Source organism: Sporomusa sp. KB1 (assembly GCF_007830295.1).
Taxonomy (GTDB): Bacteria; Bacillota; Negativicutes; order Sporomusales; family Sporomusaceae; genus Sporomusa.
This window is the reverse complement of the sequence record NZ_VLKC01000002.1, coordinates 420,286-437,444: the sequence shown is the minus strand read 5'-3', so window position 1 is coordinate 437,444 and position 17,159 is coordinate 420,286. Positions and strand designations below refer to the sequence as shown.

Annotated in this window: 17 protein-coding genes; all 17 read left to right on the top strand. The window is 38.3% G+C overall.

Annotated elements, in window-relative coordinates; all coding sequences use genetic code 11:
* Positions 1-255 precede the first annotated feature (255 nt).
* The 17 genes from SALPA_RS05830 (at position 256) to SALPA_RS05750 (ending at position 17,159) form a co-directional block, all read left to right on the top strand.
* Positions 256-891, top strand: coding sequence for a polysaccharide biosynthesis/export family protein (locus SALPA_RS05830; protein WP_255450875.1), 636 nt, complete (start codon positions 256-258; stop codon positions 889-891).
* 39 nt (positions 892-930) lie between these two features.
* Positions 931-2,388: a GumC family protein gene (locus SALPA_RS05825; RefSeq protein ID WP_145090881.1), complete on the top strand. Its 1,458-nt coding sequence runs from the start codon at positions 931-933 to the stop codon at positions 2,386-2,388.
* A gap of 2 nt (positions 2,389-2,390) precedes the next feature.
* Positions 2,391-3,086, top strand: coding sequence for a CpsD/CapB family tyrosine-protein kinase (locus tag SALPA_RS05820; RefSeq protein WP_145090878.1), 696 nt, complete (start codon positions 2,391-2,393; stop codon positions 3,084-3,086).
* 37 nt (positions 3,087-3,123) lie between these two features.
* Positions 3,124-5,037: a nucleoside-diphosphate sugar epimerase/dehydratase gene (locus SALPA_RS05815; protein ID WP_145090875.1), complete on the top strand. Its 1,914-nt coding sequence runs from the start codon at positions 3,124-3,126 to the stop codon at positions 5,035-5,037.
* A gap of 122 nt (positions 5,038-5,159) precedes the next feature.
* Entirely contained in the window at positions 5,160-5,738 is a 579-nt protein-coding gene (locus tag SALPA_RS05810) for a sugar transferase (protein ID WP_186450930.1), read from the top strand.
* Between the two features lie 334 nt (positions 5,739-6,072).
* Entirely contained in the window at positions 6,073-7,284 is a 1,212-nt protein-coding gene (locus SALPA_RS05805) for an N-acetyl sugar amidotransferase (RefSeq protein ID WP_145090872.1), read from the top strand.
* A gap of 19 nt (positions 7,285-7,303) precedes the next feature.
* The gene (locus SALPA_RS05800; protein ID WP_145090869.1) at positions 7,304-8,338 is read left to right on the top strand and encodes an N-acetylneuraminate synthase family protein; all 1,035 of its coding nucleotides are present in this window, start codon (positions 7,304-7,306) and stop codon (positions 8,336-8,338) included.
* Complete coding sequence (gene neuC / locus SALPA_RS05795; protein WP_145090866.1) at positions 8,331-9,491, top strand: UDP-N-acetylglucosamine 2-epimerase; 1,161 nt, start codon at positions 8,331-8,333, stop codon at positions 9,489-9,491. Before SALPA_RS05800 ends, neuC begins: the two co-directional genes overlap by 8 nt.
* A complete protein-coding gene (locus tag SALPA_RS05790; protein WP_186450928.1) occupies positions 9,470-10,216 on the top strand; it encodes a cytidylyltransferase domain-containing protein in 747 nt (248 codons plus the stop codon). The genes neuC and SALPA_RS05790 overlap by 22 nt, the downstream gene beginning before the upstream one ends.
* On the top strand, positions 10,185-10,949 hold the full coding sequence (hisF, locus tag SALPA_RS05785) for an imidazole glycerol phosphate synthase subunit HisF (protein WP_145090860.1): 765 nt from the start codon (positions 10,185-10,187) through the stop codon (positions 10,947-10,949). Before SALPA_RS05790 ends, hisF begins: the two co-directional genes overlap by 32 nt.
* A complete protein-coding gene (gene hisH / locus SALPA_RS05780) occupies positions 10,949-11,593 on the top strand; it encodes an imidazole glycerol phosphate synthase subunit HisH (RefSeq protein ID WP_145090857.1) in 645 nt (214 codons plus the stop codon). The genes hisF and hisH overlap by 1 nt, the downstream gene beginning before the upstream one ends.
* Positions 11,594-11,687: 94 nt before the next feature.
* A complete protein-coding gene (locus SALPA_RS05775; RefSeq protein WP_145090854.1) occupies positions 11,688-12,239 on the top strand; it encodes a hypothetical protein in 552 nt (183 codons plus the stop codon).
* A 75-nt stretch (positions 12,240-12,314) separates the two neighbouring features.
* Entirely contained in the window at positions 12,315-13,508 is a 1,194-nt protein-coding gene (locus tag SALPA_RS05770; RefSeq protein ID WP_145088854.1) for an IS256 family transposase, read from the top strand.
* Positions 13,509-13,622: 114 nt separating this feature from the next.
* On the top strand, positions 13,623-14,039 hold the full coding sequence (locus SALPA_RS05765) for a hypothetical protein (RefSeq protein ID WP_222427885.1): 417 nt from the start codon (positions 13,623-13,625) through the stop codon (positions 14,037-14,039).
* Positions 14,040-14,066: 27 nt separating this feature from the next.
* Entirely contained in the window at positions 14,067-14,717 is a 651-nt protein-coding gene (locus SALPA_RS05760) for an acyltransferase (protein ID WP_145090848.1), read from the top strand.
* A complete protein-coding gene (locus SALPA_RS05755) occupies positions 14,707-15,846 on the top strand; it encodes an NAD-dependent epimerase/dehydratase family protein (protein ID WP_145090845.1) in 1,140 nt (379 codons plus the stop codon). The genes SALPA_RS05760 and SALPA_RS05755 overlap by 11 nt, the downstream gene beginning before the upstream one ends.
* Positions 15,847-15,848: 2 nt before the next feature.
* Complete coding sequence (locus SALPA_RS05750) at positions 15,849-17,159, top strand: hypothetical protein (protein WP_145090842.1); 1,311 nt, start codon at positions 15,849-15,851, stop codon at positions 17,157-17,159.

The window sequence follows — 17,159 nt, the reverse complement described above, 5'->3', positions numbered from 1 at the left end:
TAGCCAAGGCAACATTGTAGTAGCTAATCTAATAATTACAAATCAATTACCTTCGTTTCACCCAAGAAGGGGTAGCATTGTTGTTGGACCAATATAAGAATAGAATTCTGTTATTGTTTTTCGGTTTAAAGGGACTGAGTATTTTTTTGTTCATCCAAAAATTTACAAATCAAGTTGGCAGGATTATGCAAAATTATGCAGAACTATTATCTAGCAAGAATTTGGATATTATCATGTAAATCAGGAGGAATAAAAGTGGCAAGTACTTTAAGAACGCTTCTTATGGCTATCATTGTATTCATTACGCCAATTCAGCTTGTTACGGCTGCTGACTACCACTTGGCACCCGGAGATATCCTTTCCATCGGGGTTTGGGGGTATGAGGAACTACAGCTAAAGCAAGTCATAGTACGACCGGATGGCAAAGTTTCGTTTCCACTGGTGGGGGAGATGAAAGTTGAAGGTATTTCTACTGGTGATTTTACCGAGGGCTTGATGAAAAAGTTGAGTGTGTATATTAAAAATCCGCAAGTGACAGTGAATGTGGATAAATTCCATACCACCCGAATCTATGTCTTGGGTCAAGTAAGCAAACCAGGTATGTACGAAATTGAAAGACAGCACAATCTTTTGGATGCGATTAGTATGGCTGGTGGCTATACCAAAGAAGCGGCGAAGAAAAAAGTTATGGTGTTGCGAAAAGCTGAACCTGGAAAAGTGCAGACAGCCAATTTGATAAATCTTCTTAACAAAGCAGATCTGACGCAAAACTACCCGCTAGCTGATGGTGACATTGTCTTCCTCAAGGATAATGGCCGGATTGATTTTGCTAGAGACATTATGCCGTTTGTCAGCGGACTGTATTATGTGGACAATATGAAAAACGACTAGTTTATAGCAAAATACACAACGAGCATTGGAGGAAGAATTGTGGATGAAACGACCCTAGATCTGCGGGATATAATAAAAACCCTAAAAAAACGCCGGGGAATAATCACGAAAGTATTTCTGGCTTTCGTGATAGCGGCTGCAATTATTAGTTTCCTAATTCCCCCTACTTACGAGGCTGAGACTACCTTACGAATCAAACAACCAAAAGGGCTTGCCAATTCGTTGCTCGCCGATATGCCTACCGGTGGCAGTAATACCAAACAACTGATGTCAACCTATGCGGAGATTCTGAAGAGCCGCACCGTTATACAGACGGTTATTGATAAAACCCAACAAAATAAGGAAAATATACCTACATATGAAGGTATGTTGAAGACTATTACTACCCAGCCAGTCAAAGACACCGAAATCCTGAAAATCCAGGTGCAGGCCAAATCACCGGAAGAGGCCAGAGATGTTGCTAATATACTGGTAAATACCTTTACCGATCGCTTAACTAGCTTAGTGCGTTCTGAGCAAACGGTAGTCAGGGAATTTATCGGTCAGCGTTTGCAGGGGTCCAAACAGGAGTTGGAAAAAGCTGAAAGCCTGCTAGAAATGTATAAGCGGGATAATAAAATTGTTGCACCTACGGAAGAAACGAAAGCGATGGTTGATCGACTGAAAGATATCAATCAACTATCGGCCCAAAATACAGTAAACACAGCGGCTTCGCAGGCTAAGTTAAGTAGCGCCCAGCAGCAACTGGACAGGGAAAAACAAGGTTTTGTTGCTGACAGCCCGTTAATCCAGCAGTATAAAGGAAAGTTAGCCGACTATGAAGTACAGCTTGTCAGCCTGTTACAAAAATATACCGGCAACCATCCTGAAGTCATAGCAACTCAGGCAGCAATAGATGAAACAAGAACCAAAATCAATGTCGAAGTCAGCCGAATTGTAAATGCGGAAGCCCCATCTATGAACCCTATTCATCAAGGCTTGCTGCAGAGTAAGATTCAGTCAGAAGCCGAGATTGCGGCTTCTGCTGCCCAAAAGCAAGCCATTGCCGGTATTATTAACGACAATGAAAAGGAACTTATTAAACTGCCGGCAAAAGAACAAGGGTTAGTCAGGGTTATGCGTGACGCTAGTGTGGCCCAGGAAATCTACGTCATGTTGGCTAAGCGCCATGAAGAAGCCCGTATTAGTGAAGTCATGCAGCCCACCGAGGTGCAAATTATTGATGTGGCTATTGCCCCTGAAAAACCAGTCAAGCCTAAGAAAATGCTGAACATAGTAATTGCGGTTATAGTAGGTCTGTTTGCTGGAACAGGTCTTGCATTTGGATTGGAATATATGAATAAAACAATCAGAACCGCCGAAGATGTCAAGCAATACCTTGATCTGCCGGTTATTGGCAGTATTCCGGATTTTGACCAAGAGCACCAAAGCAATGACCTTACTCTCTGGGCTAAGGTAAAAGCGGCTATAGGCACTAAAACGCAGAGGAGGGGCTAACTGTGAATAAACGTAAATTAATTGTACAAGAAGATGCCAAGTCCCCGATATCGGAAGCGTATAGGACGTTGCGAACCAATATTCAATTTGCCAAGGTAGACAGCGAAATTAAGACCATTATGTTTACCAGTGCCGGGCCGGGGGAAGGCAAATCAACTACAGCGGCTAACACGGCAGTCGCGCTGGCTCAATCCGGCAAAGAGGTACTGCTTGTTGATTGCGATTTGCGCAAACCGGTGCAGCATCGTATTTTTGGCAAAAAAAACCGGGGCATAACCAATGTTCTAGTTGAGGATCTTCCCTGCGAGCAGTTTATTCAGGAAACAGATGTTCTAGGGTTAAAAGTTCTGACCAGCGGCCCGATTCCTCCCAATCCTTCGGAATTACTTGGCTCTGGCAAGATGGTAAAACTAATTGATTCCCTAAAGGATCAAGCTGATTATGTCGTAATTGATGCGCCGCCGGTTGTGGCGGTAACTGATGCATCAGTGCTGTCCTCAAAAGTCGATGGAATTCTCCTGGTTGTTAGTGCTGGCATTGCCAGACCTGAAATGGCACAAAAGGCCAAAGAAGCACTGGAAAGGGCTAATGGTCATATATTGGGAGTAGTTTTAAACCGGGTTGAGATTGATGCAGAACATAGTTATTATTACTATTATTATGGGCATGGGGAAAAAACTTCCAAGAAAAGGCAGTAATTGAAGGTCAAATATGAAGGTGAGGCTGGAGTGATTTATGAGACAGAAAGTTATATCACTGTTTTTAATTATAATGGATATGGTCATAGTTGCTGCAGCTCCATTTATTGCACTATTCCTTCGATTTGAAGGGGTGGTAGGGCAAAATTATTACAGCTTATTTCTAAGCTATCTACCAGCAATTATTTTACTACGCTTGGTGACATTTTATGCTTTTGGACTCTATCATCGTCTGTGGCGTTATGCGAGTATTAGTGAATTGCTGGCGATTATCAGTGCCGTAACTATAAGCTCCCTGTTCATTACAGTCTATATGTATGCCACTGGTGCAAATGTTCCACGAAGTATTCCCTTTCTTAACTGGATCATCGTTATTTTGTTAATTGGTGGTAGTCGATTATGTATTCGAGTATTGCATTTTATCCGTACAAGCAACAAATGCCAAGCTGCTACGAGGACACTCATTGTCGGTGCCGGTGATGCCGGGGCTATGATTGCCCGCGAAATTGGTCAACGCTACTATGATACCAAAAAGCTTGTCGGTTTTATTGATGATGATGTTTACAAAGTGAAGCGAAGCTTGTTTGGCGCAACCGTGCTGGGAAACCGGCAAGATATTAAGTGCATTGTGAATAAGTATCAAGTCAATGAAATCATTATCGCGATACCGTCCTTGAAGGGAGCAGAACTACGGGAAATTGTACAGGTCTGCAAGCTGACAGGTTGCAAGGTTAAAACAGTTCCGGGAATCTATGAGTTGATTGATGGTAAAGTTACCCTACAACAACTAAGAGATGTGGATTTAGAGGACTTACTACGACGTGAACCAGTCAAGCTTGATCTTGACCAAATTGCTGGTTATATAAGAGGAAAGCGGGTATTGGTTACCGGAGCCGGTGGCTCTATTGGCTCAGAATTATGCCGCCAGCTTACTAAGCTTGAGCCCAGCCAACTAGTCCTGCTAGGTAAAGGCGAAAACAGTATCTACGAGATTGACAGGGAATTGCGTGAAAAACATGGCAATCTCAAGGTAGAGCCGATTATTGCCGACGTGCGGGATGAGAGTAGGATTAACCAGCTATTTGACCGTTTCAGACCCCAGGTAGTCTTTCATGCCGCTGCCCATAAGCATGTTCCCTTGATGGAGGCGCAGCCGGAAGAGGCTGTTCGCAATAATGTATTTGGGACCAAGAATGTGGCGGAAGCCGCATGCAGGACAGATACTGAAATGTTTATTATGATTTCGACAGATAAAGCAGTAAACCCGACCAGTGTCATGGGGGCAACCAAACGGGTAGCGGAGCTTATTGTCCAATCCATGAATGGAAAAGGTAAAACCAAATTCGCCGCAGTACGCTTTGGTAACGTCTTAGGAAGCCGGGGCAGTGTTATCCCGTTATTTAGGCGCCAGATTGCCAAAGGCGGTCCTATTACCATTACCCATCCGGAAATGAAACGGTATTTCATGACCATTCCCGAGGCAACCCAGTTGGTGCTGCAGGCTGGTTCCATGGCCCAGGGGGGGGAAGTTTTTGTCCTCGATATGGGTGAGCCAGTAAAGATTGTCGATATGGCGAGAGATCTGATTGAGCTATCTGGCTTGGTGCCGGGGAAAGATGTGGAGATTAAATATACCGGGCTGCGGCCGGGAGAGAAGTTATTTGAAGAGTTGCTGACTGCAGAAGAAGGAACAAGTTCGACCCGGCATGAGAAGATTTATGTGGCGAATCTTAAGTTGGTAAATGAGAAACGTTTACGGAAAGCTTTGGCATTATTGCAGACCGGAGTACACACAGGTGATAATATTGTCCATATCATTGAAGAGATTGTGCCACAATATCGGGTTACCAGGGAAAAAGTAGCTCGAGAGAATGGCAAGGTTGGAGAGTTTGGGATGACAAGTCGACCTGAAGTTAGTCTTGAAGACTATCGTGTTGTGGCGGAGGTTTGATGCTGATTAAATTTCCGGGAGATTTAATCAGCATCAGTTTGTTCGCTTACATATTGGATAAGAAATCAAAAGACTACTGCATCCGTAGGTGTGATTTCTTAGCTTTTGAAAGGATGTGCATAATGAAAAGATTATTTGATATAATATCATCTGCTCTTGCAGTGCTCCTATTTCTGCCGGTATTTTTTATCATAGCAATACTAATAAAAGCTGACTCCAAAGGACCGATACTCTTTTGCCAAAGACGCGTAGGTGTCAATGATAAAGAGTTTATGATGTATAAATTTCGCTCCATGACTGCTGGAACACCGGAAGTAGCCACTGATCAGCTGTCAAATAGTCAGGCATATATTACAAATGTTGGTTATTATTTGCGTAAGTACAGCTTGGATGAATTACCGCAGTTAATCAATATTTTAAAGGGCGAGATGTCTGTCGTTGGGCCACGACCTGCATTATATAACCAGTATGAATTACGGGAAATGCGAAATAAACAAGGAATTTCCGCCTTGCGTCCCGGCCTTACGGGTTGGGCACAGATAAATGGGAGAGATGAGATTGGGTTAGGTGAGAAAGTTGCATTCGATGAACAGTATCGCTTACGGCAAAGCTTCTATTTTGATATGAAAATTATTGTTTATACATTTGCTAGTGTTTTTTCTGGTAGTGGTGTGAAGGTTAAGACATTTTCGTTGAAGTAATTGCTGTTGAGTTTCGCATTAGCCATGGAAGCGGAAATTCCTGAGCAAACAACCTTTCTCATTTTAAGATTTGACAGAGGAATAATGATTTCTATAGTGCATAATGGACTTATTTATCGACTGGAATCCTCCTCAATGTTCCATAAACAGCCCCAAGCAAGTGTTATCTACTAGGATTACTAGCAAATCTATTGCAAGTTGTGTAGTGCCATCATGAGAGAGGAACACTATCTTTTGCTGTGTTTGTTAGCACTAAAATATTCGATAAAAGTTTTATTTTTTTGTACTTTCAAAAAAATAAAACATTAAGATAATAAAGATTTGGAGTGATAAAATGTCAGAAAAACTTGAAGCATATTATGGATTACCCCAAGAAGTGAAATTTTGTAAAAAATGTACTATTTCTAATCAAAGACCTAGTTCGGTAATTGAATTTAAAAATAAACCATCTGATATTAAGCCAACTATTGAATTTGATGAAGAGAATGTATGTAGCGCTTGTCAATTTGCCGAGATTAAGGAATCAAAAATTGATTGGCAAGAACGCGAACAACAATTAATAGAACTATGTGATAAATATCGCAGTAAAGATGGTTCTTATGATTGTATTGTTCCAGGTAGTGGAGGAAAGGACAGTGTTTTTGTTTCCCATATTTTGAAATATAAATATGGGATGAATCCCCTAACTGTGACGTGGGCACCACATAAATATACCGATATTGGTTGGAATAATATGCAAAATTGGATTCATGCAGGTTTAGATAATATTTTATATGGACCTAACGGTAAACTACATAGGACACTAACAAAACTTGCTTTTGAGAATTTAGTGCATCCTTTTCAGCCGTTTATTATTGGTCAAAGATTAATTGGGCCAAGATTTTCTGCTTTATATAATATACCATTGGTTTTTTATGGTGAAAACCAAGCAGAATATGGAAACAACATTAAAGATAATGATAGACCTACGATGGCTCCTGATTTTTATAGTGAACGCCCAGACTTGAATAAATTATATTTGGGTGGCCTTACAGTTAAACAGCTAGTGGAAGATTACCATGTGGATAAAAGAGACCTTAATCCATATTTACCTGTTGATGGTTCTAGACTGAAAAAAATTGGCACCGAAGTACATTATTTGAGCTATTACATAAAATGGGATCCGCAAGAATGTTATTATTATGCGTCTGAGAATGTTGGCTTTCAAGCCAATACAGAGAGAACAGAAGGTTCCTATTCAAAATATAGTTCAATTGATGATCGAATTGATCCGTTGCATTATTATACAACATTTATTAAATTTGGTATTGGTAGAGCAACTTATGACAGTTCTCAAGAAATCCGCAATGGTAAAATAACTCGTGAAGAGGGGGTGGCGTTAGTACATAAGTATGATGATGAATTTCCAGCAAAATATTTTAGGGAAATTTTAGAGTATATGGATATTACGGAGGAGAGATTTTGGGAAATAATTGATAATGCCAGATCTCCTCATTTATGGAAAAAGGAAAATGGCGTTTGGAAGTTACGACATCAGGTGTTATAAATAATGGAGGTTGAAATATATGCCGGAAATTGAGATATGTGGTAGACGGATAGGCCCTAACAATCCTCCATTAGTTATTGCAGAAATTGGCATCAATCATGAAGGCAGTTTTGATAAAGCAATACAAATGGTTGATGATGCTGCAAATGTTGGATGTGAATGTGTTAAATTTCAAACTCATGTAATTGAAGATGAAATGATTCCTAATGATGTTATTCCAGGAAATGCTAAACAATCAATTTGGGAAATTATGAAGCGTTGTGCTTTAACAGAAGAAGAAGAAATCAAACTTAAAAATTATGTTGAAGCAAGAAAAATGATTTTTTTGAGTACTCCATTTTCTAGAGCAGCAGCTGTGCGATTAGAAACAATGGGTGTTAGTGCATATAAAATTGGGTCAGGCGAATGTAATAATTATCCCTTAGTTGAACATATTGCAAAATATGGAAAGCCCGTTATTCTAAGTACAGGAATGAATGATATTAACAGTATAAGTAAGGCTGTTAATATTTTTCGTAGCCATAAAGTTCCGTTTGCACTTATGCATTGTACGAGTATGTATCCTACTCCATACAATAAAGTAAGATTAGGGGCATTAAGGGATTTAGAACAACGATTTCCAGATGCTGTATTAGGTTTATCTGATCATTCTTTATCAAACTATCCATGCCTTGGAGCTGTTGCGTTAGGTGCTAGTATATTAGAAAGGCACTTTACCTCAGATAAAACATGGCCGGGACCTGATATTGAAATTTCGATGGATCCGAAAAATTTACAGGAATTAATAAATGGAAGCAAAGCAATTTATGAAGCAATTGGTGGTAACAAAACAATATTGCCAGAAGAACGACCAACAATTGATTTTGCGTATGCTTGTGTTGTGGCAATTTCCGATATAACGGAAGGGGCCATCTTTACAGAAAGTAATATATGGGTTAAGCGCCCTGGAACTGGCGAAATTAAAGCAGATCAATACAATGAAATATTGGGTAAAAGATCTAATAAGTATATTAGGAAAAATGAGCAAATAAAATGGGGTCATGTTCATGACTAAAAAAAAAATACTATTTCTTACAGGTACTAGAGCTGATTTTGGTAAACTTAAATCGTTAATAAAAGCTGTTAAAGATTCCGCAATGGAATATTGCATTTTTGTTACTGGTATGCACACAATGAATCGGTATGGATATACTGTTGATGAAGTTAATAAAGCTGGTTTTAATAATATTCATATTTTCATGAATCAAATATACGGTGAACCGATGGATATGGTCTTAGCGAATACTATTAATGGTTTATCAAGATTTATTCATGAGAATAGGCCGGATATGATTGTCGTTCATGGTGACAGAGTTGAAGCGTTAGCAGGTGCAATTGTTGGCAGCTTGAATAACATTTTTGTAGCACACATAGAAGGTGGAGAGCTATCTGGTACAATTGATGGGCTTATTCGACATTCGATTTCGAAATTAGCCCATTTACATTTCGTTGCCAATGAAGAAGCTGCCGCAAGATTAACACAGCTAGGGGAAAATCCTAAGTCAATCTATATTATTGGTTCGCCAGATATTGATATTATGCTTTCATCTACCCTTCCATTGATAGATGAGGTGAAACAATATTATGATATTGTTTTTGAGCATTATTCAATTGTCATGTTTCATCCTGTAACGACAGAACTTGACAAAATACACAGTGATATAAGCGAATTGGTGGATGCTTTGATTGAGACAAAGAGAAATTATGTTGTTATTTATCCTAATAATGACGAAGGATGCCATGATATATTTGCGGGGTATGAAAGATTGCGTAAGTTAGAAAGGGTTAAAATGTTTCCATCCTTGCGATTTGAATATTTTCTAGTTTTATTAAAACACGCTGATTTTATTATTGGAAATTCAAGTGCAGGAATACGAGAGGCGCCAGTATATGCAGTTCCTTCAATAGATATAGGTACACGACAGAATGGTAGGTTTGACCATAATACAATCAATCATGTTAATCCATGTAAGAATGAAATATTGAAAGCTATTGCTGAGACCCGGAATCTAGTACACAATAAGCCTCAGCCATGTATGTATTTTGGACAGGGTGACAGCGCACAAAAGTTCATAGCTGTTTTAAAGAGTGAAGAACTTTGGAAGTTGTCCAAACAAAAGCAATTTTACGAATTGGAGAAACATATATGGAAAGAAAAAACAATGTAATTGCTATTATAACTGCTAGGGGGGGATCTAAAGGATTACCTCGAAAGAATGTTAGAAATTTAGCTGGAAAACCACTAATTGCTCATAGTATTTTGGCGGCCTTAAATAGTAGTTTTATTAATCGATGTATAGTAAGTACAGAAGATGAAGAGATAAAACAAGTTAGTTTACAATGGGGAGCGGAGATTTGTGATCGACCAATTGAATTAGCGACCGATTATGCTATGAGTAAAGATGTAGTCTGTCACGCTTTACTGCAACTCCACGATAAGGGCGTTTTTCCTGATTATTTTGTTTTATTGCAACCTACATCGCCGTTGCGTACTGAAAAGCATTTGGATGAGTGTTTGGATACGTTTTTATCCAGTAATTTCAGTAGTGTTATGAGTGTTGCCGAAACTGAGCATCATCCATATAAATGTTTAACTTGTGATGATAGTGGACAGCTTCAGCCTTTTCATGATGTTCAAAGTCTAGATATGCCTCGACAATTGCTTCCTAAGGTATTCAGACAAAATGGTGCGATTTATGGTGTAAGGACTCAGCTATTTTTAAAAGCAAGAACTTTTTTTGTACCACCGGTGATGTCTTATGTGATGAGTGCAAATGATAGTATAGATATTGACAATCGCTCCGATTTAGAGATGGCAGAGGTTATTATTAAAAACAAATCTTTTGTGGGGGCCGTACAGTGTGAAAAATATAAGACTAATTGCAAGACTTGATGTAAAAGGTTCTAATTTAATAAAAAGCATACAGCTTGAAGGATTACGTAAATTAGGTAATCCGAATAAGTTTGCCAAACGCTATTACGATCAAGGCATCGATGAAATTATATATATGGATATAGTGGCTAGCTTATATGAAAGAGAAAGTATAATTAATATTGTGCGAAGGACAACCCAAGATGTTTTTATTCCCATAACTGTTGGAGGCGGCATACGTTCCATTGAGAATGTTAGGGATATGTTGCGGGCTGGAGCAGACAAGATATCAATTAATACAGCTGCGATTAAACGTCCAGCAATCATATCCGAAGTGTCGCAAAGATTTGGTTCTCAGTGTATGGTTCTTTCGATCGAAGCCAAAAAAGTTGCTCAAGGTAAGTGGGAAGCCTATTATGACAATGGACGTGAAAAAACAGGAGTAGATGTTATAGAATGGGCTGTTAAGGGATATGAACTGGGAGCAGGGGAAATATTATTAACTTCTGTTGATAGAGAAGGAACGGCCAAGGGTTTTGATGTTGAATTAGTTAAAGCTGTTACAGAAGCTGTTCCTATTCCCGTAATTGCCAGCGGGGGTATGGGTAACACTGATGATTTTGTTAAGGTTGTAAATCAAGGTTGTGCAGATTCTGTAGCTATGGCGTATGTACTACATTATAATAAATTGACTGTAATGGATATTCGTAATGAAGCTCTTGCTAAAAATATAAATGTTAGGAGATATGAGTAATGCCTAAAGTAACAATAATAGATTATGGTATAGGCAATATGCTTAGTGTACAAAGAGCTTTTGAATATTGCAATGCAGAGATTATTAGTGGCAATTCTATAGAGAAGATAGAGCAAGCTGAACACTTAGTTTTGCCGGGTGTTGGAGCTTTTGCGGACGGAATGGCAGGTTTAAGAGAACGCGGGTTTATCGAACCAATTAAAGAATATGCAAAGAAAAACCGACCATTTTTAGGTATATGCTTAGGAATGCAGATGATGTTAGAAATTGGTGAAGAGTTTGGAACGCATGAAGGCTTAGGTTTAATACCAGGGAAAGTCGTAAGAATATCGGATACAGGAACTGATAATCAATTGCATAAGATACCTCATATTGGTTGGAATGCATTGAAGAAAACAAAATTATTTCTAAGCTGGGATAAAAGTATTCTTGATGGGATTAATCAAGGCGAGGCAGTATATTTCGTCCACTCTTTTGCTGCTGTACCTACATATGAAAGTAATCGTTTAGCAAACTGTATTTATAATGGTCTGGAAATTACGGCAACTGTTCAATCAAATAATTTGTATGGTTGTCAGTTTCATCCTGAAAAAAGTGGGAAAGTTGGATTGAGAATTATTGAGAATTTTTTAAAAATAAAGTAAGATAGATAATTTTACTTTTTGCTTTAAAACTTTAGTGACTTTTAAACTAACAAGTAACCAAACTAACATCTTCTATATATGTGAGGCAAATTATATGACCAATAAAAGAGTTTTATTCATTCATATCGATTTTTACGAATATAATCAGCGAATAGTAAATAAAATGTGCGAATTCGGTTATGACGTGGATTGTTTTTGTGAAGATGCCAATTTTAATTTTTTTGAAAAGTTAATTTACAAATTTAATCCTCAATATGCTATAAACAAAAATTCAAAAAAACAGGATGAATTTATTAATACTTTAGCTATTCAAAAGAAACAGTATGAGTTTATTTTTGTAATAAAGGGAGCTAAACTGACAAACAAATTCATGACTGAACTGAAACAACTTAATCCAAATGCGCGATTTATTTTATATTTATGGGATGACATTGTAAGAGTTGAAAGTTTTTTTGAGAATAAAAAATTTTACGATAAAATATTTACTTTTGATAGAATAGATGCTGAGCAAAATGGATTATCTTTTTTGCCATTATTTTTTTGTTCTGAATTTAAAACCAACAATAATAAAAAGAAAATAGATATATATTTTTCAGGATGGGAACAGATAAGGTACAATAAGTTTCGCAAATTGAAATACGGCTAAAAAAGAGGACAAGTTTGCAGTTCCCCGGTAAAATGAAGTCACCACACACCATTTACCGAAAGGGGAAGAGCAAACATGTCCAAAGAAATTATACAGTTGAATGAAGAAATCATCAAGGTAGAACTGAAGGAACTGGTGCGTAGCAGCGTGGAGGAAACGCTCAATAACTTGCTGGATCAGGAAGCCAAAGACCTAACCCAGGCGGCCCGATATGAGCGTACTGAAACCCGTCAAGGTTACCGCTCCGGTCACTACGACAGGCGGTTGACTACTACCTCCGGCGATGTCACGCTGAAAGTTCCCAAGCTCAAGGGCATTCCTTTTGAAACCGCCATTATCGAACGCTATCGCCGGCGGGAAAGTTCCGTAGAAGAAGCGCTCATCGAAATGTATCTAGCTGGCGTATCCGTCCGGCGAGTGGAAGACATCACCGAGGCTCTGTGGGGCAGCAAGGTATCGCCGTCCACCATCAGTGAGTTGAATAAGAAGGCCTATGTCCACATTGAAGAGTGGCGCAGTCGGCCGCTGCAAAGTGGTAAGTATCCCTATGTTTACGTCGACGGCATTTACTTACGCCGCAACTGGGGCGGTGAATATGAGAATGTGAGCGTATTGGTGGCGATTGCCGTCAACGAAGACGGCTACCGTGAAGTGCTGGGAGCGGCCGAAGGCATGAAAGAAGACAAAGTCAGTTGGCTGGAATTCTTCAAATGGCTGAAAAGCCGCGGTTTAACAGGCGTCCAACTGATCATTGGTGATAAATGCCAAGGGATGCTGGCAGCGGCAAATGAGGTCTTCCCCCAGGCCAAATACCAGCGCTGCACTGTTCACTTTTACCGCAATGTCTTTTCAGTTGTTCCCCGCTCCAAGGTCAAAACGGTTGCGAAAATGCTCAAAGCGATTCATGCGCAGGAAAGCAAGTCCGCTGCCCGGGAAAAGGCGGCACAGGTAGCAAAAAGCTTGCGCGACATGAAACTCAAAGAAGCGGCGGCCAAAATCGAGGAAAGCATCGAGGAAACGCTTGCTTATGCCGACTTTCCCGGCGAGCACTGGACAAGAATCCGGACTAACAATGTGATTGAGAGACTCAACCGGGAGATCAGGCGGCGAACCAGGGTCGTGGGTGCTTTCCCGGATGGGCAGTCCGCTCTGATGCTGGTCTGCGCCCGCCTTCGCCACGTTGCTGGAACCCAGTGGGGCAGTAAAAAGTATATGAATATGAAACATCTAGAAAATACCGACCCTGAGTCGGATTTTAGTGATGACTGATTTTACTACCTAGGACTGCAAACCTTTTTGCGAAACTTTCTTGACACTACCTGGGAACATTCAGATAGAAGAAAGCTTATAGAAAAAATTTTACCAGTATTCAAATATAATGAAATGAAAGTCTATATTCATATTTTTACTGGTCGATGGAACTATTTAATAAATAAAATAAAACAATTAAATTTTAGTAAGGATCCAGAGTATATAAAATTTAATACACTATCATTAAAAGAAAATGCAGAACTAACCAAAAATAGTAAAATACTTCTTGACATTCAACATCCGACGCAGAAAGGTTTGACTATGCGTACAATTGAGGCTTTAGCCGCTAAAGCCAAACTAATAACTACTAATAGTGATGTGGTTAAGTACGATTTTTATAATACTAATAATATACTTATTGTTGATCGGGAAAATCCTATGATTGATCTGAAATTTCTAACGGCACCTTATGAAGATATTCAGGAAGCAATAGTTGAACGGTATTCATTGACTAATTGGATTAAAAAAATATTAGATATAGATAATTAGCTAATAGTAGAGTGGAGTTAAGGCTAAATGCAAATATCAAGAAGCATATTTAAAATGGTCGAACGACTTATTCAGAGGTTTGAAGTAGAATATATTTCTACCAGAATGAATTTGATTTATAAATGGCGTTTCGGAAGAATTGGGATAAAAAGCATGATTTATACACCACTTAGTTTATTTAATCCTCAGAATGTTTTTATTGGTGACGGTGTACATATATTTAAACAATCGCGCATTATGACAATAGAAAGATGGGGAAATATTTCATACAAGCCCCAAATAATAATTGGTAATAGAGTTTCAATTGAACAGAGGCTTCATATGATATGTGCCAAACTTATTGAAATTGGTGATGATACAGTTATCTCAGCTGATGTTATGATAACGGATAATAATCATTCTTATTCGGTAATCAATAAAAATGTAATGAGTCAGCCGTTGGAAGTGAAGGAAACAGTTATCGGTAAGTGTTGTTTTATCGGCATGGGGGTAAAGATTATGGCTGGTACAAAATTGGGTGACAACTGCATTATTGGGAGTAATTCTGTAGTAATTGGTGAATATCCCAGTTATGTGGTATTGGGAGGGACTCCAGCAAAAATTATTAAACGCTATGATTTTGAAGCAAACATGTGGCGGAAAACAAACAGTAAGGGAGATTTTATAGATGCAGTATAACAGAATATTGATTACCGGTGGCGCAGGTTTTATCGGTAGTAATTTAACTCGAAAACTTGTTGGACATGGTTATAAAGTTAGAATTTTAGATAATATGTCTCCACAAATTCATGGAGATGATTATACCCAATCTCAATTATATCAATCAGTTAAAAATATTGCCGAGGTGATGATTGGGAGTGTACAAGACCAAGAAGATTGGGGTAAAGCCATCAAAGACGTGGATGTTATAGTACATTTAGCAGCAGAAACTGGTACCGGGCAGTCAATGTATGCAATTGAAAAATATACAGATGTAAATATAAAAGGAACAGCCTTGATGCTGGATATACTTACTAACGAAAAGCATTCGGTAAAAAAGATAGTGGTTGCGTCATCCAGGGCTATTTATGGTGAGGGTAAATATGTTTGTACAGAACATGGAAATGTCTATCCACTAGAACGTAAAGATGAGGATATGGCGAAAGGTGATTTTGGTGCTAAGTGTCCACATTGCGGGAATGATGTAGAATTAAAAGCAACAGATGAGAGTTCAATGAATCATCCGACATCGGTGTATGGGCTGACAAAAAGTGTACAGGAGCAAATGTGCATGCTGGTCGGAAAATCGTTGAATATTCCTGTGGTTGCTTTTCGCTATCAAAATGTATATGGTCCCGGTCAATCTTTAAAAAATCCTTACACCGGCATCTTGTCGGTATTTTCGACCAGAATAATGAATGGGAATGAGATTAATATTTTTGAGGATGGAAAAGAAAGCAGGGATTTTGTCTATATTGACGATGTGGTAAATGCAACAATGATGGGAATCGAGAGGAAAGAAGCGGATTATTGTTGCTTTAATGTTGGAACAGGCAGTGCAGCCAATGTGTTGTCTGTTGCCGAAATGCTGGTAGCAATGTATAAAAAGGATACTAAAATAAAAATTAGTGGAAATTATAGACTTGGTGATATTCGACATAACTATGCGGACATTACACTGATAAAAAGTAAGCTGGGTTTTGAACCCAAGGTAACAATAGATCAAGGATTAGGAAAGTTTGCTTGTTGGGTTCAGTCACAGGAAATCGAGAAAGATGGTTATGATGCATCCATTGATGAGATGAAACAGAAGGGATTATACAAGTAGCCATGTTGCTTGATCGATTTAGAACAATAATAAGAAATCTGAATGAAATACGTTTTGTCGGCTTAACTGAGTATGATATGGGAACTGCTATGACTATATCGGTTAGAGAGGCGCTTTTGACTTGTCCGGAGAATATAAAAACAACTTTTAAGAGAATTATTGCGTCTGTTTTCTTTAATAATTATTTATATAAGGTTGAAATACAAACAGACGCTAAAATTTTATGTTTGTTTTCGCATAGTTATGCAGTAAGAACAGATTTAAGCAAAATATTCAATAAAGTCACAAACTTATTAACGGATAGGGATATACTGCTGGCAGAAGCCAGACATAATATGCTTTATTTGCGGGGTATACTTTTATTGTTCTATTTGCCAATATGGTTAATACAAATGCGTAAAATTGAAATTGGTTTTCAGCATAAGTTATATTTGTTATCGGTTATTGCCGAAAGTAAAAAATGGACTTCAAGTGCTGAATTTAGAAAGTTTCCCTCGAAATATAATTTATTAGTCACCTTTTGTGATGCTCATTTAGCAGATAATCTAATGACACAGTGCTTTAAAAAAGCAGGAGTTACCACTGCAACATTGCAGCATGGCTGGTATCGTAAAACGCTAAAAGACATTGCTGCTTTTAGTGGTATTGAGGTTAGTTTTGAAGGTTTTATTAGCGATAAGTTTCTAGTTTGGGGTGAGTATGCCAAGATGAGTGCTATACAGAGTAGTGGTATAAAGCCTGAGAATATTGTTTGTATAGGACATCCTGCATATATTGGCTGTGAAAAAAAACAAGAAAATTGTTTAACTAAAAATATATTTGGAATAATTCTTGGTCGGAGTAATTATCAGTGTTACAAAGAAAATCGAGATTTAATTAAAATCGCGAATAGTGTATCTTACAAATTAGGAATAAATTATGTAATTAAATATCATCCGGGCGATACGCTTAATGAATGTAGAACATATGATGATTTGGTAAACCAGGAATTTTTATATGCAATTTGTGATAAAGATAGTTCTTTGGAAGCATACATTACAAATGTTGATTTCAGTATAGTAGGTAGCTCGAGTGTATATGTAGATTTAATGTATATGGGAGGAATTGCTTTTCGCTACACACTGGTAAGAGATGATTATGATCTAGTTCAGTGGGGAAATTTTGAAAGTACAGATGATTTATTGAATTTAATACAAGAGTATCAAAATGATAAAGAAAAGTTTCAGCACCGAAAAAATGAGGTGAGGCATTTATTGTGTGGAAAAGGTGATATAGCTGACAATTATAGAAGCTTTTTCAATAATTATATGTAA

Coding starts and splice junctions, on each gene's coding strand:
- SALPA_RS05755 (WP_145090845.1), top strand. CDS start 14,707: ATGCAGTATAACAGAATATTGATTACCGGTGGCGCAGGTTTTATCGGT.
- SALPA_RS05750 (WP_145090842.1), top strand. CDS start 15,849: ATGTTGCTTGATCGATTTAGAACAATAATAAGAAATCTGAATGAAATA.
- SALPA_RS05775 (WP_145090854.1), top strand. CDS start 11,688: ATGACCAATAAAAGAGTTTTATTCATTCATATCGATTTTTACGAATAT.
- SALPA_RS05815 (WP_145090875.1), top strand. CDS start 3,124: ATGAGACAGAAAGTTATATCACTGTTTTTAATTATAATGGATATGGTC.
- SALPA_RS05790 (WP_186450928.1), top strand. CDS start 9,470: ATGGAAAGAAAAAACAATGTAATTGCTATTATAACTGCTAGGGGGGGA.
- SALPA_RS05800 (WP_145090869.1), top strand. CDS start 7,304: ATGCCGGAAATTGAGATATGTGGTAGACGGATAGGCCCTAACAATCCT.
- SALPA_RS05770 (WP_145088854.1), top strand. CDS start 12,315: ATGTCCAAAGAAATTATACAGTTGAATGAAGAAATCATCAAGGTAGAA.
- neuC (WP_145090866.1), top strand. CDS start 8,331: ATGACTAAAAAAAAAATACTATTTCTTACAGGTACTAGAGCTGATTTT.
- SALPA_RS05805 (WP_145090872.1), top strand. CDS start 6,073: ATGTCAGAAAAACTTGAAGCATATTATGGATTACCCCAAGAAGTGAAA.
- SALPA_RS05765 (WP_222427885.1), top strand. CDS start 13,623: ATGAAAGTCTATATTCATATTTTTACTGGTCGATGGAACTATTTAATA.
- SALPA_RS05810 (WP_186450930.1), top strand. CDS start 5,160: ATGAAAAGATTATTTGATATAATATCATCTGCTCTTGCAGTGCTCCTA.
- SALPA_RS05760 (WP_145090848.1), top strand. CDS start 14,067: ATGCAAATATCAAGAAGCATATTTAAAATGGTCGAACGACTTATTCAG.
- hisH (WP_145090857.1), top strand. CDS start 10,949: ATGCCTAAAGTAACAATAATAGATTATGGTATAGGCAATATGCTTAGT.